16 protein-coding genes, 1 tRNA gene and 1 pseudogene are annotated in these 19,653 nt (G+C 36.3%); 7 read left to right on the top strand and 11 right to left on the bottom strand.

Translation table 11 applies throughout. The features are described 5' to 3' along the window. Nucleotides 1–46 precede the first annotated feature (46 nt). Nucleotides 47–736, top strand: a complete 690-nt coding sequence (locus J7R05_RS01110; protein WP_208540828.1) for a TlpA disulfide reductase family protein — start codon at nucleotides 47–49, stop codon at nucleotides 734–736. Between the two features lie 531 nt (nucleotides 737–1,267). Here J7R05_RS01110 and J7R05_RS01105 read toward each other — a convergent pair. Together J7R05_RS01105 and holA are read right to left on the bottom strand one after the other, a co-directional pair. Next, complete coding sequence (locus J7R05_RS01105) at nucleotides 1,268–2,122, bottom strand: YihY/virulence factor BrkB family protein (RefSeq protein WP_208540827.1); 855 nt, start codon at nucleotides 2,120–2,122, stop codon at nucleotides 1,268–1,270. A 537-nt stretch (nucleotides 2,123–2,659) separates the two neighbouring features. Then, nucleotides 2,660–3,703 (bottom strand): DNA polymerase III subunit delta, encoded by a 1,044-nt coding sequence (gene holA / locus J7R05_RS01100; protein ID WP_208540826.1) that lies wholly within the window; start codon nucleotides 3,701–3,703, stop codon nucleotides 2,660–2,662. 879 nt (nucleotides 3,704–4,582) lie between these two features. Here holA and J7R05_RS01095 point away from each other — a divergent pair. The 3 genes from J7R05_RS01095 (at nucleotide 4,583) to J7R05_RS01085 (ending at nucleotide 7,172) form a co-directional block, all read left to right on the top strand. Continuing rightward, a tRNA-Gly gene (locus J7R05_RS01095) sits at nucleotides 4,583–4,657 on the top strand. 526 nt (nucleotides 4,658–5,183) lie between these two features. Next, nucleotides 5,184–5,990, top strand: coding sequence for a lysophospholipid acyltransferase family protein (locus J7R05_RS01090; RefSeq protein ID WP_208540825.1), 807 nt, complete (start codon nucleotides 5,184–5,186; stop codon nucleotides 5,988–5,990). Nucleotides 5,991–6,089: 99 nt separating this feature from the next. Further along, nucleotides 6,090–7,172: a D-alanyl-D-alanine carboxypeptidase family protein gene (locus tag J7R05_RS01085; protein ID WP_208540824.1), complete on the top strand. Its 1,083-nt coding sequence runs from the start codon at nucleotides 6,090–6,092 to the stop codon at nucleotides 7,170–7,172. 232 nt (nucleotides 7,173–7,404) lie between these two features. Here J7R05_RS01085 and J7R05_RS01080 read toward each other — a convergent pair whose 3' ends face one another. The 3 genes from J7R05_RS01080 to J7R05_RS01070 form a co-directional block, all read right to left on the bottom strand. Continuing rightward, on the bottom strand, nucleotides 7,405–8,154 hold the full coding sequence (locus J7R05_RS01080) for a L,D-transpeptidase family protein (protein ID WP_208540823.1): 750 nt from the start codon (nucleotides 8,152–8,154) through the stop codon (nucleotides 7,405–7,407). A gap of 48 nt (nucleotides 8,155–8,202) precedes the next feature. Next, nucleotides 8,203–9,159, bottom strand: a complete 957-nt coding sequence (locus J7R05_RS01075; protein ID WP_078690249.1) for an acetyl-CoA carboxylase carboxyltransferase subunit alpha — start codon at nucleotides 9,157–9,159, stop codon at nucleotides 8,203–8,205. A gap of 74 nt (nucleotides 9,160–9,233) precedes the next feature. Continuing rightward, nucleotides 9,234–10,172 (bottom strand): site-specific tyrosine recombinase XerD, encoded by a 939-nt coding sequence (locus J7R05_RS01070; RefSeq protein WP_208540822.1) that lies wholly within the window; start codon nucleotides 10,170–10,172, stop codon nucleotides 9,234–9,236. 259 nt (nucleotides 10,173–10,431) lie between these two features. On the opposite strand from J7R05_RS01070, the pseudogene J7R05_RS01065 reads away from it, so the two are divergent. From J7R05_RS01065 to J7R05_RS01055, 3 genes and pseudogenes are all read left to right on the top strand, one after another. Continuing rightward, nucleotides 10,432–11,071, top strand: a pseudogene (locus tag J7R05_RS01065) (shikimate kinase). Next, nucleotides 11,037–12,173, top strand: coding sequence for a 3-dehydroquinate synthase (gene aroB / locus J7R05_RS01060; protein ID WP_208540820.1), 1,137 nt, complete (start codon nucleotides 11,037–11,039; stop codon nucleotides 12,171–12,173). Before J7R05_RS01065 ends, aroB begins: the two are co-directional and overlap by 35 nt. A gap of 415 nt (nucleotides 12,174–12,588) precedes the next feature. Continuing rightward, a complete protein-coding gene (locus J7R05_RS01055; RefSeq protein ID WP_208540819.1) occupies nucleotides 12,589–12,993 on the top strand; it encodes an MliC family protein in 405 nt (134 codons plus the stop codon). Between the two features lie 31 nt (nucleotides 12,994–13,024). On the opposite strand, the gene mnhG is transcribed toward J7R05_RS01055, so the two are convergent. The 6 genes from mnhG to J7R05_RS01025 are packed head-to-tail and all read right to left on the bottom strand — an operon-like array spanning nucleotide 13,025 to nucleotide 19,058. Beyond that, a complete protein-coding gene (mnhG, locus tag J7R05_RS01050) occupies nucleotides 13,025–13,417 on the bottom strand; it encodes a monovalent cation/H(+) antiporter subunit G (protein WP_208540818.1) in 393 nt (130 codons plus the stop codon). Then, nucleotides 13,414–13,695 (bottom strand): K+/H+ antiporter subunit F, encoded by a 282-nt coding sequence (locus tag J7R05_RS01045; protein WP_010704433.1) that lies wholly within the window; start codon nucleotides 13,693–13,695, stop codon nucleotides 13,414–13,416. The genes mnhG and J7R05_RS01045 overlap by 4 nt, the downstream gene beginning before the upstream one ends. Then, nucleotides 13,695–14,177 carry a Na+/H+ antiporter subunit E gene (locus J7R05_RS01040; protein ID WP_208540817.1) on the bottom strand — a complete coding sequence of 161 codons (483 nt, stop codon included), beginning with the start codon at nucleotides 14,175–14,177 and terminating at the stop codon, nucleotides 13,695–13,697. Before J7R05_RS01040 ends, J7R05_RS01045 begins: the two co-directional genes overlap by 1 nt. Continuing rightward, the gene (locus tag J7R05_RS01035) at nucleotides 14,174–15,799 is read right to left on the bottom strand and encodes a monovalent cation/H+ antiporter subunit D (protein ID WP_208540816.1); all 1,626 of its coding nucleotides are present in this window, start codon (nucleotides 15,797–15,799) and stop codon (nucleotides 14,174–14,176) included. Before J7R05_RS01035 ends, J7R05_RS01040 begins: the two co-directional genes overlap by 4 nt. Next, the gene (locus J7R05_RS01030; RefSeq protein WP_208540815.1) at nucleotides 15,796–16,137 is read right to left on the bottom strand and encodes a Na+/H+ antiporter subunit C; all 342 of its coding nucleotides are present in this window, start codon (nucleotides 16,135–16,137) and stop codon (nucleotides 15,796–15,798) included. Before J7R05_RS01030 ends, J7R05_RS01035 begins: the two co-directional genes overlap by 4 nt. After that, entirely contained in the window at nucleotides 16,137–19,058 is a 2,922-nt protein-coding gene (locus tag J7R05_RS01025) for a monovalent cation/H+ antiporter subunit A (RefSeq protein ID WP_208540814.1), read from the bottom strand. The genes J7R05_RS01030 and J7R05_RS01025 overlap by 1 nt, the downstream gene beginning before the upstream one ends. Nucleotides 19,059–19,653: the final 595 nt, after the last annotated feature.

Genomic DNA, 19,653 nt, shown 5'->3' with positions numbered 1-19,653 from the left:
TATTATCTGTCATACTTTAAAAGCGCCCATCCAAAGGATAAAAATTATGATCTCTCAAACTTTTATCAACTGGAAAAATAAAAAAACACAACGTTTACTTACATCCTTTATCATTGCCTTAAGTTTATACGCAACAATAAACCATGATAATAAAGCATCTCTTTTTCCTTATTTTATTTCAGTTGCAAAAGCACAAGAAATAAACGCCAACAAAATAAAAGAGGAAAAGATAATAACGATCAAAAAAGAAGCCAAAGGCTTTTTTAAGCACATCCGATTTGCCGATACTTCTTATAATATAAGCCAGTTTTCTTTTAAAGATATTCAAGGAAAAGACCATAAATTCTCCAAATTTACTGGAAAACCACTGCTTATTAATCTATGGGCCATTTGGTGTGCACCTTGCCGTGTAGAAATGCCAGAACTTGCACAATTAAAACGCGATATGGAGGGAGAGAATTTTGATGTCATAGCCATTAACATCGATAAAGTTGCTTCTCCTGAAAAAATTAAACAATTTTTACGTGAAGTGCATGCTGATAATTTGACCTACTACCGCGACGAAAAAATGAACATTTTTACCAACATCCGCAAACAAGGACTAGCTTTAGGGCTACCCATTACACTCCTTGTTGATCAAGATGGTGACCTTATTGCTTCATTTAATGGTATAGCTCCATGGGCCAATAACGATGCCAAAGCACTCATAAAAGCTATCATTAAAGAAACAAAATAACGCTCTCAATGACCACAAATAACTATGCCTTAAAACCACTCAAAAATAGAAATTAGAAATGATTATTAATAAAAAAAGTAAAGTCCATTTGCAAATTGCTCCACCCTCACAAACCTCCTATTAAAACACCTATCACTAAAGTTTAGTCGATTGAGCTAGCTGAATAAAAATATGCACTACTCAGTATTAAGTATAAGGTAAGCTTCACTTTGCTATTCCCACCCGCATCATCCATTGCTAAGGGCCTTAACCTGTCTTCACAATACACGACACCTCACACTTTACAATTTACATTTCAAATCTTGTACCGTCAAACTCCTTAAAAACAGCCTTTGTTAATAAGCGTCTCACTAAATAAATATTCTAAGAATTGAGAATAAACAAAGGTAACTTAACTTGCCATAATACATATTTGAAACTGATAACGCATAAGACAATCAATTTTAGCTTTAGGCACAAAGCATCCTTATCAATCACCAAAAAGCGATAGTAGAATGTGCACCTTTATTTCCTATATTTAACAAAAAGGCTTTATAGATTTGAATGTTGTAAACGGGTGCGATAAAACATAATTGCTGCGTTTATTTCACCCCCCAAAATAAAAATCGCACTCAACATATAAAGAAAAATAATAGCAATCATAATAGATGCTAACCCAGCGTAAGTGGACACATAATTAAACATTGTTAAATAATGTGCAAAAGTAATCGATGCCGCAAACCACAAAAATAGTGTCACCATAACTCCTGGTAAAATATCTATCAATTTCCTGCGCTTTGCTGGTAGCCATTTATGAACAATCAAAAGACTAGTAAATAAAACAACCACTGCAATTGTGTAACGCCATAAACGAATAACACCAATATATTCAACAATAAAAGGAAAATGATTTTGTGTAATTTTTATCAACAAAGGTGCTAAAACTAATAAAAAGCTGATAACACTAATACCGATCGTTCCAATGATCACAAAAAATAAACTTTGAAAACGACAAAAAAACAAACTTCGCTGATCAACAACACGATAAGCCTTATTCAAAGCTGCACGTAAAGCTTCTACCCCATTTGAAGCAAAATAAGCCGCCCCAACAAAAGAAAGCGTTAATAAGCCTCTTCGTTGCGTTACCAAAACATTGACGATTTCTTTAGAAAAAGGTTCTGCAATTGCATCGGGCAACAAGTGTATAAGCGCTTCAATTTTTTGCGGTGTATACGCAAAATCCCAAAAAAAACTGGCCAGAGACGCTCCAAAAATACAAAAAGGAAAAAATGCTAAAAGCCCTGAAAGTACGATATGACTTGCAAAAGCACTGCCATTATCACGTACATAATGACTTATTGCATTAATGAGAATACGACAGCTATAGCACAAAACATTTTTTACCAAATCTTCACACTCTCTGATAACTTTCCCTTTAAGTCTCTTTAAGCTTTATAAAAATGATCTAAACTTCATAAATGAAAGTTGTTCTCGTATAAAACAGATACCTTTTTAAGAATAACAATTATGATAGCCAAATTTAAAAAAACTATACTAAAATCAACAACGACAAATCAACAAATTTCATTGATACCTCAAATTGCTAAGATCATTGCTTAACTCCCATGTTATCATTAATAAAGGAGTACTTCTTCATACACCGTACCCCAAAATATTAAGTAATCTTGTATTTTATACTTAAATCATGTTGTACAATGATCTTTTTGATCTTGATGCAAATTTGGCAATTACTCAAAACAAACAATGCTTGCTCGTATTACGAGTAATACTACAATCTCATGATCAAAAGCTTTTATGAATTATTGTTTTTTGTCTTTTGACAAAAAAATCACCTTAAAGGAAAAATATATCTCATAAAATTACCCAAATTACAAAAAATTACCCAAGTCACAAAAACGCTTTAATGCCGATGGAGCCAATATTTTAAGAAGAGATGCGTTTTTGTGCACTAACTGCCAATCCTAATAAAACTTGATGAACAATAGCTTCACCCAAAAATGGATTTTTACGGCTATCTAAAACAGCGCACTGAATTTTTTCCATAGCATAAGCAATTTGTTCCAACCTCCAATATTTTAGGGCTTTTTCAACTATTTTTTCCCTACGAAAAAAAATTGGTGGCCGTGCTTGAGATATGACTGCAAAAGGAGCTTTCCCTTCAACTTCTACTTGATAGCGCAACAGCTGTAATTGTTGAAAATGCCTTTGCGCTGCACTCAAAACAAAAAAAAGCGTATTTTGCATAGTCGCATATCGACTAAAATGCATCTCAAAACTCGCTACATCCCCCAGTAAAATAGCATCAATAACTTCATCTTGGGAAAGAGCGCTAGCCTCACTTACCACAGCCTTCACATCCTCAAGTGTAACCTCATTTTTCTTTAGAGCATAAAGACAAAGCTTTTCCAACTCACCACGCGAAACAAGGCGATCCGCCCCCAAATTTTCGTATAACCACTTGCGCGCTTCCAAAGAAAGAGTCATTTTAAAACCATTCAAAACCTCATCAATCACTCTATCAAGGGAACGGACATCATCCGTATAACAGGGTAAAGCCAGCGCTGTTGATGCTGTTTCAACAATATTGCGCAACCCAACACCCTTTTTTAGATCCCCTGCTTCAATTAAAATGAAACATGCTTTGGGCGGTTCTTTAATTAAAAGCTTAAGAGCAGCAAGAAAACCTTTTTGATTCGCACCATTGGATATCCATATCAAACGATCACCACCAAAAAGCGATAAAGTATGTGCTTCATCCTGCAATCGTACGGGATCTTTATCAATCTCAGCTGCATTGAGACGAATCGTAGAAAAAGGATCCTCTATCGCCACTTGCGTTAGCTTAGCAAAACGCTGCGCACGTTCACAAACAAGACCACGATCAGGACCATAAATTAAAATAATGGGAAAGGAACGCGAAAAATGCGTGAGAAAATGATCAACTTCATGTGCTTTTTTTACAGCCAAAATATTAATCCACTACCAAAATATCAAATCCATTATAGTGTATCATTAGTATATCATTTCAAAAACTTCATCGTGAAATTTTTAAAGTATGCCAATCATGCCAAAAAATTCTAACATGCAATTTACATTCTTTTTAGTGCATGTCCAAGATCATTGTTCTACTACGCACTCTCTCCATACACTATCTGTACACCGATCCCTCACATTCAAAACTTGATATATAGAATGCATCATCATAATTGTGATTAATTTATTCTCTTTAATAATTTTTTCAGTTAAATGTATTACAAAATCAAATACTTAACATATCTAATGCTGAAACTATATTTATTTAACTCCAAAATATCCACTTGCACTAAAGTAGTAATCATAAATAAGATAAATCTCGTGATACTGCTTGCTTAAATAAACTATCCACACGATTATGAAAAATTTTAGAAAACTCAAAATCTCATTGAGTAACTCTATTTGGCAAAAACTGCCGCTTCTCATGATTTAAAATCGAATAAAATTTTCAATGCTTCTCCCAAAGAATCACAAGCATCAATTTTTTCAATCATTAAAAAGACCACCCTAACTGGCTAATCAATCTTGAAAAATACAAACAACATTGCCAATTTTTTTAACTTATTGATAGATAAAAGTGTATTTTGCTTAAATTTATAATCACTTACCCTCCCTTGAGAAGGACATATTTCCTAAAATATAAATCAATTATCTAGCACTATTTAAATCACCAGTTGAATAATACTTTTTTAACCTTAAAAAATAAATTTCACTAACATCAAAATAAATTAAAATAAATTTTACTGAAACGTGATTTTTTTGTTGCAATTCAGACAAGGCTAAGCCATACAAAAGGCGTTTGAGAATGTGTGAGCGGGTGTAGCTCAGGGGTAGAGCACAACCTTGCCAAGGTTGGGGTCGTGGGTTCGAATCCCATCGCCCGCTCCAATAAAATATATTTTACTTCCACCAAAATTCACTTTGTAATGCAAAGCACTTCTTCAAGTGATTTTTTTTGTAAGAATTGTTTCTTGATTTAAGTATTTACAAAAATAATTAAGCAAAACACTCTGTAATAATTTATGTTATCTGGGCATTTTAAGCTATATTTACTTGAATTATTGTATCAAATCGAATTAAATTCGATCAGTTATAAAAGAGGTACCGTCTGCGTAAAAAACATAAGACTATTTTACGCATTTAATGTAGTCACAACTAACTACCACACTTAATATTTTAGGTTTTTATTTCTAATAAAAACTCTAAATTTCTTTAAATTCCAATCTGATGAAAAAGATCAAAACCAACTAATAGATAAAATTTGTTGAGAAAAATTTGCTTCTAACAACTTGTAATATTCTTAGTTTTTTGTTTTATAGTCTAAAATACATAAAAATAAGTGTATTATAATGACGATATTTTCCACACATAGAGTGGAACAACGAGAGTTTCATTGCAAATATTAAATAAAAATATGGTACTTATCCTTCGTTCTCTTCTCTTTACGTTTGCCTTTTATACAACCACTTTTGTGCAAATGATTCTTTATGCCCCCTTTTATTTTTTAATGCCCCGTAAAAAAGCGTGGGTTATCCCTAAAACATGGGCACGTGTTACATTATTTTTACAAAAATACATTGCTGGAACACACTATGAAATTGAAGGCATAGAAAACCTCCCAAAGGATGCATATATTATTGCGATAAAACATCAATCTGCATGGGAAACTTTTAGCCTTGTACCCTATTTTGATGATCCTGCTCTTATTTTAAAACGTGAATTGATGTGGATCCCTTTTTTTGGCTGGTATATGGCCAAAACACAAGTTATCCCGATTAACCGAGCAACCCCTATTCAAACTCTTAAAATCATCATACAAAAAGCAAAACAAAAAGCAAAACAAGGGCGCCAAATTCTGATCTTTCCCGAAGGAACACGCCGACAACCCGGTCAAGAACCAAATTATAAACCAGGCATTACTGCTCTTTACAACGAATTAAAACTCCAAGTTGTACCCATTGCTCACAACGCTGGTTTATATTGGCCACGTAATAATTTTCGTCGCTATCCAGGAACAATTCGTGTGCGTATTCTTCCTCCTATCGAAACTGGTTTAAATAAACGTGATTTTTTAGACCAACTAATCGAAAAAACAGAAAAAGCCTGTGATGAATTGCTCTTATTGGCCGCTCAAGACCCCACTCCTCCACCTATGCCGCCCTCTGCTGTTAAAAAGCTTCAAGTGCTCGGTCATCATTGGAAGGGACCTATACGTAATTAAACGTTTCTTTCTTTATTTTATACATTCAAATCTATTGTATTTAAAGCTAAAACAATTCTAAGTTACTTAAACTGAACAATAATTGGACTTAAAAATTATATGCGTCAACTCTTATACAGCCTCTGTTTATCTTTCATTTTAAGTATGACAAGTACTCTGACTCTATCTCATCCCTTTATTTCTGTTGACGCTGCAACTGGACGAATATTAGAACACAATCAAGCTTTTGAACGATGGTACCCTGCTTCTTTAACAAAATTAATGACCACTTATGTCATTTTTCGTGCCATGAGCACAGGAGAAATTTCACCACAAAAACATATCACCATTAGCAAAAATGCATCACAAGCTTCTCCCTCTCACTCAGGTTATAAAGCAGGTTCCATCCTTACACTGGAAACAGCTTTAAGCATTACATTAGTTAAATCAACCAATGATTTGGCCATTGCTTTAAGTGAAGCTGTTTCTGGTTCACAAGAAGCTTTTGTGCAACAAATGAATGCCCAAGCCCAACGTTTAGGCATGTTTGGAACTCATTTTGCCAATGCAAGTGGTCTGCCGCATCCAGATAATTACACCACAGCGCGTGATATTGCTCTTCTCGCTGTTCAAATCCGTCGGGAATTTCCCCAATATGCTCATTATTTTTCTATCCCAGCTATTGATTTTGGTGATGGACGAAAAATCAAATTGAACTCAAACAACCTCATTAACCGTTTTAATGGCATAGATGGTATGAAAACTGGTTTTACTTGCGCCTCTGGTTTCAATCTTGTTGCTTCAGCGACCCGCAATAAACGTATGATTATCGCTGTTGTTTTAGGGTCAGATACCATTGATGCAAGAGAAGGAAAAGCAGCACAATTACTTGAAACAGGTTTCTCTCTTCAAGGCTCTCCACAATCAACATTAGCCACCTTAAAGCCTTATGGCACTAAAATGATGAAAATCACCGATATGGAAGAAAAAATATGCGATCCTGAAATTGTAAAAAAACGCCTAGAAGACACCTTCGACAAGGAAGGAAATATTATCCTTACTTCTCCTTTAATCAAAGCTTTACCTTCTTCCGTTCTTCCTTTGACAGTACAACTCATTGCCGCACCACAGGTATATAAAACTAATACAAGAATACCGCGTAAAATCCCTATCCCACATAAACGACCTACCTATATTCTATAATGAAAACAATAAATTATTATCGATGATCCACGTGGAGCACAGGAAAATAGCCTATATGTTTTCATTACCTTCATGATCGGTTTTTCAGGTTTTTCCGGTAATTTTGTTCAAATTTTCTACTAAAGCATGATATATTATCATCGTAAATGAATTTAGCGAAATAAATGCTAATTATCTTTCTAGTTTTTAATAAATTATAAAAGGTATGATATTTTTATAATAAAACCATATTTTATGGTTTTACCCCACTTAAACCTTTTTTGGTAAAACGATCGAAAACATAGCGTTTTTCGTAAACGTCAATTTTTGAAAGCGCACGCTTGGTCTCAAAAAGATCATAACCTTCTTTGAGCATCATCCAAAATGGATAATGAGGGTTATCACGATGACGCTTCATATTAGCATCGGTCATGCGAAAGGGGAAGGTATGTAACTGAAATTCTTTCTGCCCACCCTTAAAAGCATCCCGTGCAAAAGCATAAATTTGTCCCATATTATTATCAGTCATTGCATAACAGCCTACAGAAGTACAACCCCCATGCACCATAAGATAACTACCCGTACGGCCATGTGCTTGATCATAAAGATTAGGAAAACCAATATTAAAAGAAAGATAACGACTCGAATAAGGATTCATTTGACTTGCATTAACAGTATAAAAACCTTCTGGTGTTTGATAATCCCCTTCTTTATATTTAGGTCCAAGTTGGCCTGACCATTTACAAATGTCATAACTTGCCACAAGCACAAAACGCCCGGTGCGGTCTTGCTTCCAAACTTCAGCAGTATTTTCTTCCTTAAAAAAACGCATCATAATTGGTGCATATGGATCGACATTATACTCAATCATTTTATGTTGAATTTCTTTGGGTAATGGTTGCTTAACCTTAGCCTGAATGGAGGCAGGCAACCGCTCCTGACACGCTGTCAATATCCCAACTGCTAACAAAAAAAATGATAAAAAATATCGACTTAATTTCATTGAAATAAAACTCTAACCTATAAAGTCTCTCACACAAACCACTTCCAATTAAGCCAAAGAACGGCCAATTTGAAGATATTTTTCCCAACGCTCCTGTCTTATGGTTTCACCATCCTTACCAGCCATAGAATGTAAAGCAACAGAAATAATATTACTTGTCGTCTCCATCACAGCTTCCTTTCCCCGATGTGCTCCCCCTAAAGGCTCAGGAATAATGCCATCAATAACCTTTAGCTTATAAAGGTCTTGAGCAGTAATATGCATATTGGTTGCTGCATCTTTCGCACGAGTTGGATCACGCCATAAAATAGAAGCCGCTCCTTCTGGCGAAATAACTGAATAAATTGAATGCTCTAACATATAAACCTTATTAGCTGCAGCAATTGCTATTGCCCCTCCAGAACCACCTTCTCCAATAATGACTGAAACAACAGGAACACGTAGACGTAAAGTTGCCGCTGTTGATTGTGCAATTGCCTCCGCCTGTCCACGTTCTTCAGCACTTACACCAGGATAAGCACCGGCTGTGTCAACAAAAGTTAATAATGGCAAATCAAAACGATCAGCCATTTCCATAATCCGCACAGCTTTACGATACCCCTCTGGGCGAGCAGAACCAAAATTATAGCGTAAACGTGTTTGTGTATCATGGCCTTTTTCTTGACCTATATAAGCAATCGCTTCACCCTTAAAGCGTGCAAAGCCAGCTTGAATAGCTTCATCTTCAGCAAATTTACGATCACCTGCTAAAGGTGTAACATCACTCAATAAATATGCTGAATAATCCATAAAATGAGGTCGATTAGGGTGACGTGCCACTTGTGTTTTTTGCCACGGTGACAACTTTTTATAAAGATCGCGCAAAGCCATCTGAGAACGCATCTCAAGACGCGCAATCTCATCCTTCATGTCAAGACTACCCTTTTCTTGAGCAATCTTTTTCAATTCAAGAATTTGCACATCTAGATCAGCAACAGGTTTTTCAAAATCAAGATAATTATACATTGTTCCTAACTTACTCGTGTATAACTTATATATCCATAATTTTTTTAAGTATTTTTCAAAATATTACTTTTTCTTTACCCGGCCTTATGCTGATCGGCAAGTGGGTGATGCTCATTAACCAAACAATACAGCCTTTCTTCCAATACATGTGTATAAATCTGGGTAGTAGAAATATCACAATGCCCCAATAAATGCTGAACCACACGCAAATCAGCACCATTTTGCAAAAGATGACTAGCAAAAGCATGGCGCAACACATGGGGAGAAAAGTTGTTGCCTTTCACCCCTGCTCTTTCAGCAAGCTCTTTTAATCCTCGTGCAACAAACTGGCGGGCGACATATCCTGTTGATGAGCGAGCAGGAAAAAGATAAAAGCTTGCCGCATCCTTGCCCTGATCACGCAAAACTAACCACTGAGAAATAACTTGGCACGCCTTATCTGATAAGAGAACCATACGTTCTTTTTCTCCCTTACCACGAACAACAATAAATTGCTCCTTTCCGCGTGCTGCTTGAACTGGAAGACTTACCAACTCACTAATGCGTAATCCTGTCGCATAAAGCATTTCAATTAATACCTGAAGACGCAACGCACGCATGTGATTTTTTGATCCATAATCTGTTTGATCTACTTCTAGTTGCGCACGATCAAGTAATTTTGTCACTGTATCTTCATTCATGGTTTTTGGTAAAAGACGTCTTTGACGAGGCGTATCAATATCATGAGAAGGGTCATCTGTTCTTAATCCCTCAGCATAAAGAAATTGATAAAACTGACGCAAAGTCGATAAACGACGTGCTTGCGAAGTGGCTGCAAAACCAGCAGTATGCATAAGCGACAAAAGATTGATTAAATCCTCTCTTTGTGCCGAAAAAAGTGAAACAGAGCGTGAACACAACTGGTCATGTGCCCATTGTAAATCATTCTGATAAGCAGAAAGTGTATGGGCACAAGCCCCTCGTTCAGCACTCATCATTTCAAGAAAACGATCTATCACAGCGTTACTTTTCATGGATTTGCTTTCAAAAATACATTGCATAAATAAAAAGGAACATTGCGACGCATATTTTTTATTATGAAATTCAACCCAAATTATAAACACTATTTATCATAAGACTGGAAAATAGCTGATTATAATGAAAAAATTTATCAAAATCAGGTGAATATTGGCATAAGAAAATAAATTATCCCAAAAATATTCCTAACTTTATTATGCCTGACAAAGATTAACAGAAATTGATTTTAAAGAAGATAAATATCGAAATAAAATCATGAAAAATAAGCAGCTTCAAAATATTCCAATAACACAAATAAAAAACCAACTATTATCACGTCTTAACCAACAAACACTTGTATTCGTCGGCCTTATGGGTTCAGGAAAATCCGTTGTTGGAAAACATGTCGCTGCTATGCTCAGTTTGCCATTTTATGATTCTGATCAAGAAATCGAAAAAGCTGCACAGATGACAATCGCTCAATTATTTGAAATGTATGGCGAATCAAAATTTCGCGCTCTTGAACAGAAAGTTATTCTAAACATCATTAAAAAAGGTCCTCTCATTTTAGCGACAGGTGGAGGTGCTTATATGAATGAAAACATCCGAAAAGCCATTCATCAAAATAGTATATCCATATGGCTTAAAGCAGATCTTCATGTCCTCATAGAGCGTGTTTCAGGGTGTTTTGCACGACCATTGCTTCAAACGGCAAATCCTAAAGAAACGATGCAAAAACTCATGGAGCAACGCTATCCTATTTACGCACAAGCAAATTTAACAATTAACAATCATGAAGAACATTATCACATAGTAGCACATAATGTGATACAGGCTGTACAACGCTATTTATCCATAAAATAACGATAGAGATAAAAAGCATGCAAACCAAAATTGTTACTGTCAAATTGAATAAACATTGTTATGATATCGTTATCGGCTCAGGTTTAATTGCACAAGCAGTCTCAAAGATTAAGCATTATTTGCATCAAAAGAGTTCTCATCAAAAAATACGTTTAGCTATTGTTACAGATAAAAATGTTGCTGCTTTTCATTTGAACACATTGCAGACAAAACTAGCAGAAAATGAAATCTACACGGTCCCTATCATCGTAGAAGCAGGAGAGCAATCAAAGTCGTTTCCAATTTTGCAAAATGTGATCGATAAAATTCTTGTCGCTCGTTTAGAAAGAGGCGATAGCATTATTGCTTTGGGGGGCGGTGTTATTGGTGATCTTGCAGGATTTGCTGCAAGTATCATACGCCGAGGTATGCATTTCATTCAAATGCCTACAACACTTCTAGCACAAATTGATTCATCCGTTGGTGGAAAAACTGGAATCAATAGTCCCTATGGTAAGAATCTCATCGGTACCTTTTATCAACCCCAATGCGTTATTGCTGACACTGATGTTCTCAATACATTACCTTCACGCGAATTTCGTGCTGGTTATGCAGAAATGGTTAAATATGGCCTCATTAATCAACCTCATTTTTTTGAATGGCTTGAAAAAAATTGGCAAAAAGTCTTTTCCAAGGGCCCAACACAAATAGAAGCTATTGCTCGCTCATGTCAATTTAAAGCTGATATTGTAACGCACGATGAACATGAAACAGGCCAACGCGCCTTGCTAAATCTTGGTCATACATTTGGACATATGCTTGAAACAGCAACTACCTATGATTCAAATCGTTTAATCCATGGTGAAGCTGTAGCTATTGGAATAATTTTAGCCCACCAATTTTCTGAACAATTAAATTTAATCAGCCCCACAGTGACACAACGTATTAAAGCACATTTTAAAACCGTTGGTTTACCAACAAAACTACAAGATATCCCCGGCAAACTTCCAGATGCCGAAACACTTATGACCTTTATTGCCCAAGATAAAAAAGTTTCGCAAAATAACTTAACTTTTATCCTAACACGCGCACTGGGCCAATCATTTATCGCTAAAAACGTTTCACCAAATGCAGTCTTGACTTTCCTGAAACAAAAATTAATGAAATCTGATTAATTTCTATTTATTAATTGATTAATTTTTATACTTTAGTTAAAAGAATAGGTGTGATTTGAGTCTGCGTAGCTCAGTAGGATAGAGCACAGGATTCCTAAATGAATTGGGCGCTTTGAGGAGAAATCCTTAAAGTGGATCTGCTCAAATTCGGGGAAAGCTTCACAGGAGACTGTATGCCAATCCCGAGCCAAGCCTGTTTTAAAAAAACAAGGAAGGTGTAGAGACTGAACGGGCAGCACCTAAAAAGTGTATACTTCAAGGTGAAGAGACAGTCCAGACCACAAACAGCTTACAATAACAAAGACTGGCGATGAAAATCGAAGTGGTATGAATCCTGGGGTCGTGGGTTCGAATCCCGCCGTAGACACCATTTCATCAATTAAGGTTATTACTTATGAGTAAGAAGGAAGCATCAATGAAAAAAATTCTACCTATTTTAGGACTTTTTGCTTTAGGAGCTTTTGTTATTTTTTATTCCTTGTTCAATAAAACAAATATTTTTTCCAGTTCTTTAGTCATTGAAGTACCAAGCAATTCAAACCCCACTAAAGAAACAGTTGTCTATCAATGTGGCACTCAAACCAATAGAGAACGTATTGAAGTTACTTATCTCAACGCTGGCAATATTTCGTTAGTTGATTTCACATGGAACGGTGAACGCATTATTGGAGCAAATGTAATTGCAGCTTCAGGTTCAAAATATGCGGGAGCCCAATACATTTGGTGGACAACTAAAAATGAAGCCACACTTTATGACCTTATTAATGATCCCAATGAAGAAAAGCCCATTATGTGTGAAGAAGAAAGAAACACAAAATAAAACAAATTTTAGATTAAAAGTCACACTGGTTTCAGTGTGATGTTTTATCTTCCAATGTAGGCAGTTCTTCTTCTGTCTCATTTAACAAAAAGGTTGGCGGCTTTTGCAGCCAATCTTCTGAGTGATCTCGATGCACACCAGCCTGTGAGAGAAGCATAGTCGTAACAGGTATTGTCACAAGCGTAAAAATTGCTAACAAAGCTTCATGTACAACAAAATGACCATCTACAAATATCGCATAAAGGATCGAAGCAATAACAATACTTCCAGTTCCTAAACTTGCACCCAATGAAGGCATATGGAGACGCTCATAAAAGCAAGAAAAGCGCATAAGCCCTATTGCTCCAATAAGTGTAAGACCAGATCCCAGCACTAAAAAAATAGTAATAATAATAGCAATCCAGAGCGAAACATCACCTTTCATTCAATAATTTCTCCACGCATCAAAAATTTTGCTAAAGCAACACTTGAGATCGGACCTAACAATCCAATCATAAGGGCAACATCAAAATAAATATTTGTCCCTGAACGAATATCAAATATAAGAAATAAAAGAACAGTCGTCATATAAAGAGTATCCAACCCCACAACTCGATCTTGTGCCCTTGGACCATAAATCAATCGAAAAAACGCTAGAATCATCGCCAAACTTAAGAAAATCTGTGAGAGGAAAATTCCCCAATAAAGGATCATCATACTCATTAGAAAATCTCCAAAAGCAATTGTTCATATCGTTGTTTGATCAGCTGTTGATAATCATTTCCATCTGCTAAATTGAGAACATGAATGAGAAGTTCACTATTTTTGCTATTATATGCAATCCAAACAGTACCTGGAATTGCCGAAAAAATACATGCTAAAATAGCCAAAGCTGTACGACTCTTAAGTGCAAGAGGCACAATAATAAAACCAGAATGTTGTTCCTGGTGCTTTTTTGTTAAAATCAACCAAGCCACCATAATATTTGCATAAATAGAATCTACCAACACTCGAAAAATCAACCGAAAAACCGCATTCCAACTTTTAACTGTAACTTTTTTCGGTTCAAGCAGCTGCATCATCCAACCACCAAACAAAGAAATTACACTTCCTAAAAGGAACTGGCCTAAACTGAAACCGTTTAAAATAAGCCACATAAAAACAATCGCACCACTTAAGAAAGGATGAGGAAAAAAGCGCTTCATTGATTCCTCTCAGTGTTTTTGAGAGAAAAATCAAATAAAACACTCTCAATATAATTTTTAGGATCATGCAAAGTCTTAGCAGTTTCAGACATATAATGACTCACAGGGCTAACTATAATTGTCATAATAAAACATAAAGAAAAAAGAGCAGCGATAGGCGCAAATTCAATCACTTGTATACGTGGGACTTTGCCTTCAAAAGGAACCCAAAAAGTTCGAATGCCCATACGTACCATTGCAACCAAAGTTGCAAAACCAGATAAAATAACAAAAACTACAAAAAACCAATCACGTAAAACTGGTACATAAGTAGAAAAATTTCCCTCGTTTGCGTTTAAAATAGCTGTAAGCATCATAAATTTTGCAACAAAACCAGAAAAAGGAGGCAATCCAATAATCAAAATTGCACAGATACTAAAACAAGCTCCAAGAACAGCCAACGTTACTGGTAAATAAGTACCAATTTCATCTTCCTTTTCTTCTTCATCCTCACCATACAATTCCATCGTAACAGCCAAAACATTAGTAGCCATATCTCGACTGCGTTCAACCAATTCAACCAAAAGAAAAAAAGCTCCGAGCGCTAAAGTGGAAGAAACAATATAAAAAAGTATACCCGTAGTCAGTGCCACATTACCTGTTCCAATCGCTGTTAACACTGTACCAGAAGACACAAGAATACTGTAAGATGCCAAACGTCTTAAAACTTGGCTGGCTAATACTCCAATAACACCAAAAGTCAGCGTAGCAAGCCCACCATAAAATAAAACCGTATGACCAAAATGAGCCAAATATTCACTTTCAGAACCAAACCATAACAGCGTTAACCGCAAAATAACATAAATGCCCACCTTGCTTAAAATCACAAAAGAAGCACCAATAGGCGCTGCTGCTGCACTATAAGCTGGCACCAACCAAAAATTAAGTGGCCACATGCCAGCTTTGAGCAAAAAAGCAACACCTAAAAATGTTGCACCTACTTTAAATAAAACAATATCCGCATCAGCTATATGTTTCATTTTGATCGCTAAATCAGCCATATTAAGCGTACCAACCACCCCATAAATGAGTGCCGCGCCAATTAAGAAAAACAATGAAGCAACAAGGTTAATGACCACATAATGCATACCTGCACGCACCCGTGATTGACCCAAACCATGTAATGCAAGCCCATAAGAGGCGGTTAACATAACTTCAAAAAATACAAATAAATTGAATAAATCACCCGTTAAGAAAGCGCCATTTATCCCCACCATCAAAAACTGCATTAGCGACTGAAAATGAGGGCCCGCTTTACACCAATAAGCTTGTGAAAAAATCAAACCACCAGCAATTAACACATTTGAAAGCAAAAGCATCATAGCACTTAAGCGATCAAGAACCAAAACAATACCAAAAGGAGAAGGCCAATTGCCAAGCCGGTATACATCTGAAGCTGGAGCTATTTCAACAGTACGCATAAGCAAAACAACAGAAATAACAACCAATAAACCTGCGGAAAAAAGGCTAACGCGTGATTTAAGTTGTGAACGACGTTCATCATAAAACAGAAGAATTGCTCCAATGCTTAATGGCACAAGAACAGGTAAAATAAGTAAATGGTGCAGCCAAATTTCTGTCATCTTACTTCATGCCCATCAACGTGGTCTGAATTTGTTAAACCGCGTGAAACCAAAAGGATGACTAAAAATAGTGCTGTTGTTGCAAAACCAATCACAATTGCTGTCAAAACTAAAGCCTGAGGTAAAGGATCAACATAATTTGCAGGATTAATCACAATAGAAGGGTCAACAATAGGCGCTGCATTATTGCGTGGTCTGCTCATTGAAAATATAAAAAGGTTAACCCCATAAGAAAGCAATGACAAACCAAGAATAACTTGAAAAGTTCGTGGACGCAAAAGAAGCCAAATGCCTGATCCAATAAAAACACCAATGCCTAAAGAAAGAACAACTTCCATTAACTTTCCTTTTTCTTTGTAATAGATTTCTTACTAATTCGGTAAAAGCGAATTGATTGATGTGCAAGCGCAATTAAAATAAGAACACTCGCCCCCAAAACCACAGAAAACACGCCAAAATCAAACAACAAAGCAGATACTATCGGAATGTTTCCAATTAAAGGGAAATGAACATATTGAAAAAACGATGTTAAAAAAGGATATCCAAAAAACCAAGAACTTGCCCCAGTTGCCACTGATAATAATAAGCCAAAACCAATCCAACGAACAGGTAAAACACGTAAATGGCTTTCCACCCAGCGAATATTAGTAGCAAGATACTGTAGAATAAATCCAACCGCTAAAGTAATACCACCAGCAAACCCACCTCCTGGAAAATCATGCCCACGCATTAATAAATAAACCGCAATAGCGATAATAACAGGAAAAAGCCAATGCATAATAACAGAAGGAATAGTTAAATAATCCGATAAAGTATCTCCAACTTCACGATCAGGTTGCGCTGTATCAAAAGCTGTTTGAATACGTTGCTGAAAAGGCGCATCAACACTTTCAGGAGCAGGGCGAAAACGCCGCAAAAGAGCAAAAACAGTGAGCGAAACGATACCCAAAACAACAATTTCTCCCATTGTATCAAAGCCACGAAAATCAACCAATAACACATTCACAACATTGCGACCACCAGCCTCAGAATAAGCATGAGTAAGAAAAAAATCAGAAATTGTTACCCCTTGGGGGCGCGTCATTATCGCAAATGATAACCACGCCATACCTGCTCCTCCCACAAACGCTATGATAAAATCGCTCATACGGCGCAAACGCACGAAAAAACCAATAGGCTGTGGAGCAGGATCATACAAACGCTTAGGCAACCACCGCAAACCAAGAAGTAAAAGAATTGCCGTTACAACTTCAACAACCAATTGTGTCAGCGCCAAATCGGGTGCAGAAAGCCATAAAAAAGACGCACAGGTCATCAAACCAGCGCCACCTAAAAGCATTAATGATGCAAAACGATGAAATTTTGCATACAAAGCAACTAAAAGAGCACAAACCCCACCAATCAGCCAAATGGCTATGAAGGGTAAATCAAGTGGAAAAAGCAATAATGGACCAGCTGAAATCAAACCATCATGCCATAATAAAAAACCAACAAACGCAAAACAAACCAAAAGCACCCAATGCAATTGAACTTGTAAACGACGTGTTGACAAAAGAGCTTCTGCTGCACGCGCCCATTTCCAAGAAATCATCATGAGAATTCGTTTAAAAACACGCTGCCTCTTTAAATAACGAAAAAAAGGAGGACCTTCATCACAAGATAGAAAATAACGACGCCCTAAAATATAAAGTAGTACCCCTCCTGATAAAGCGACGAAACTCATCATCAAAGGGGTATCAAAGCCATGCCAAACAGCCAAACTATAAGAAACTCTCGCAGGTCCTAAAACAGCTATAACCGCATTATCTAAAATGAATCCCATTGTTAAACTGGGAAAAATACCAACGGCCAAACAAATAAAAACCAAAAACTCTATCGGAAAGCGCATAAAACGTGGTGGTTCACACGGTATTTTGGGTAAATTGACAGGTTTTGGCCCCAAAAAAACACCATGAATAAAACGTACAGAATAAGTCACGCTAAACAGGCTAGCAAGCGTTGCCACGTAAGGTGCAATCCAATCCAACCACGATTCCATATGCGTTTCAACCGCTTGCGCAAAAAACATTTCTTTTGATAAAAAACCATTCAATAAAGGAACACCAGCCATAGCCGCACCCGCGACTAAAGCAAGAGTTCCTGTAATAGGCATATAACGAAAAAGACCTGTTAATTTGCGTATGTCACGCGTTCCTGTTTCATGATCAACAATACCGGCCGCCATAAATAAAGACGCTTTAAAGGTAGCATGATTAACAATATGAAAAATTGCCGCAACACATGCAAGTGGACTGCCAAGACTTAAAAGTGTTGTAATTAAACCAAGATGACTAATAGTTGAATAAGCAAGAAGACCTTTCAAATCTTGCTGAAACATTGAAAAATAAGCCCCAAGAAGCAATGTTGTGAGTCCTGCAAAACCTATTAGAAAAAACCAAGATTCTGTTCCCGATAAAACTGGCCATAAACGAATAAGCAAAAACAACCCTGCTTTTACCATTGTTGCTGAATGCAAATAAGATGATACAGGCGTTGGGGCAGCCATGGCTTTTGGCAGCCAAAAATGAAAGGGAAACTGTGCACTCTTTGTTAGCCCTCCCAATAAAATGCAAATAAGCACGGGTATATAAAGAGAATTCGACCGGATGAGATCCCCAGATTGCAAGACCTCATCTAAATCAAAACTACCAACAATATGACCAATGAGTAAAACTCCCAAAAGTAGCGCAAAGCCCCCAAAACCCGTAACGATTAAAGCCATACGGGCCCCATCACGCGCACTAGCATTATGATACCAATAACCAATCAATAAAAAGGAAAAAATGCTGGTCAATTCCCAGAAAATGACTAAAAAGACGAGATTTCCTGATAAGATTACTCCTGTCATTGATCCCATGAAAGCTAGAAAAAAAGAAAAAAATCGTGGAACCGGATCTGCCGGGTTCATATAATAACGTGCATAAACAACAACAAGCAGGCCTATCCCTGTAATTAAAAGGCAAAAAAGCCACGATAAACCATCCATGCGCAAAGTTAAATTAACACCCCACTCAGGTAACCAAGCAATATCTAAACGTACTACATGATTTCCATAAAGCGTTGGGTAAAGTATCAGTGTGAAAAGAAGGCTAAAAAACGCTATTGCCCCAGCAAACCATGCTTCGTTATTTTTGGCAGTTGAACCAAAAAAACCGATGATAGCGCTACCACCAAGGGGAAGCAAAACTAGCAATATCAACATTGCTTCCCGTATTGTCATTATCCAAGCTCCACCCTATCTTTAACGCTTTGGTATTGGTAAAAAAACTTCTTTATTTCACAATTATGATAATAAAATTTAAACAAAATTAAAAAAATGTCGCAAATTTTCAGAAAATAACTGCTTTTTGAAAGAAAACTATACACACCCACATCGTCTTAGCCTCTTGTGACTTTTTAAAAAGCATTTACCCATAAAGCTGACGATACAATAAAATTGACGACACAATGAATAATTATGATTATTTGGATCATAAATGATCAAAACAAAAATCATATATATCTTAAAGGCTGTAATCTTCTTTTTTCAAAGAAAGATCATAAATCTTTCTTTGAATTAATAATGCCTTTATAGCCGCTTATTTAACATCTGAATGTGCAAACACAACAAACATCATGCCGAAATATTATCACTTATTACTACATTTATAATAACAACACTGATAATGACGATAATCTCAAAATTCTTGAGCTCCTAACATCTTGTAACTGTTAAAATCTCTAGAGGAAAATAGCTAAAAAATTTTCCCATTTCAATATCGTTTTTATGCTAAATCAGTGGCATTTTTTGTTATTATGAAAGCACTTACCCTAGA

The organism is Bartonella capreoli (genome assembly GCF_902813205.1).
GTDB classification, from domain to species: domain Bacteria; phylum Pseudomonadota; class Alphaproteobacteria; order Rhizobiales; family Rhizobiaceae; genus Bartonella; species Bartonella schoenbuchensis.
This window is presented reverse-complemented; position numbering and strand designations above follow the sequence as displayed.

What these genes read in the sequence shown, in the direction of transcription:
- J7R05_RS01110 (WP_208540828.1), top strand. Translation starts at nt 47, where the DNA reads ATGATCTCTCAAACTTTTATCAACTGGAAAAATAAAAAAACACAACGT.
- J7R05_RS01090 (WP_208540825.1), top strand. Translation starts at nt 5,184, where the DNA reads ATGGTACTTATCCTTCGTTCTCTTCTCTTTACGTTTGCCTTTTATACA.
- J7R05_RS01085 (WP_208540824.1), top strand. Translation starts at nt 6,090, where the DNA reads ATGCGTCAACTCTTATACAGCCTCTGTTTATCTTTCATTTTAAGTATG.
- J7R05_RS01080 (WP_208540823.1), bottom strand. Translation starts at nt 8,154, where the DNA reads ATGAAATTAAGTCGATATTTTTTATCATTTTTTTTGTTAGCAGTTGGG.
- J7R05_RS01075 (WP_078690249.1), bottom strand. Translation starts at nt 9,159, where the DNA reads ATGTATAATTATCTTGATTTTGAAAAACCTGTTGCTGATCTAGATGTG.
- J7R05_RS01070 (WP_208540822.1), bottom strand. Translation starts at nt 10,172, where the DNA reads ATGAAAAGTAACGCTGTGATAGATCGTTTTCTTGAAATGATGAGTGCT.
- aroB (WP_208540820.1), top strand. Translation starts at nt 11,037, where the DNA reads ATGCAAACCAAAATTGTTACTGTCAAATTGAATAAACATTGTTATGAT.
- J7R05_RS01055 (WP_208540819.1), top strand. Translation starts at nt 12,589, where the DNA reads ATGAAAAAAATTCTACCTATTTTAGGACTTTTTGCTTTAGGAGCTTTT.
- mnhG (WP_208540818.1), bottom strand. Translation starts at nt 13,417, where the DNA reads ATGAAAGGTGATGTTTCGCTCTGGATTGCTATTATTATTACTATTTTT.
- J7R05_RS01045 (WP_010704433.1), bottom strand. Translation starts at nt 13,695, where the DNA reads ATGAGTATGATGATCCTTTATTGGGGAATTTTCCTCTCACAGATTTTC.
- J7R05_RS01040 (WP_208540817.1), bottom strand. Translation starts at nt 14,177, where the DNA reads ATGAAGCGCTTTTTTCCTCATCCTTTCTTAAGTGGTGCGATTGTTTTT.
- J7R05_RS01035 (WP_208540816.1), bottom strand. Translation starts at nt 15,799, where the DNA reads ATGACAGAAATTTGGCTGCACCATTTACTTATTTTACCTGTTCTTGTG.
- J7R05_RS01030 (WP_208540815.1), bottom strand. Translation starts at nt 16,137, where the DNA reads ATGGAAGTTGTTCTTTCTTTAGGCATTGGTGTTTTTATTGGATCAGGC.
- J7R05_RS01025 (WP_208540814.1), bottom strand. Translation starts at nt 19,058, where the DNA reads ATGACAATACGGGAAGCAATGTTGATATTGCTAGTTTTGCTTCCCCTT.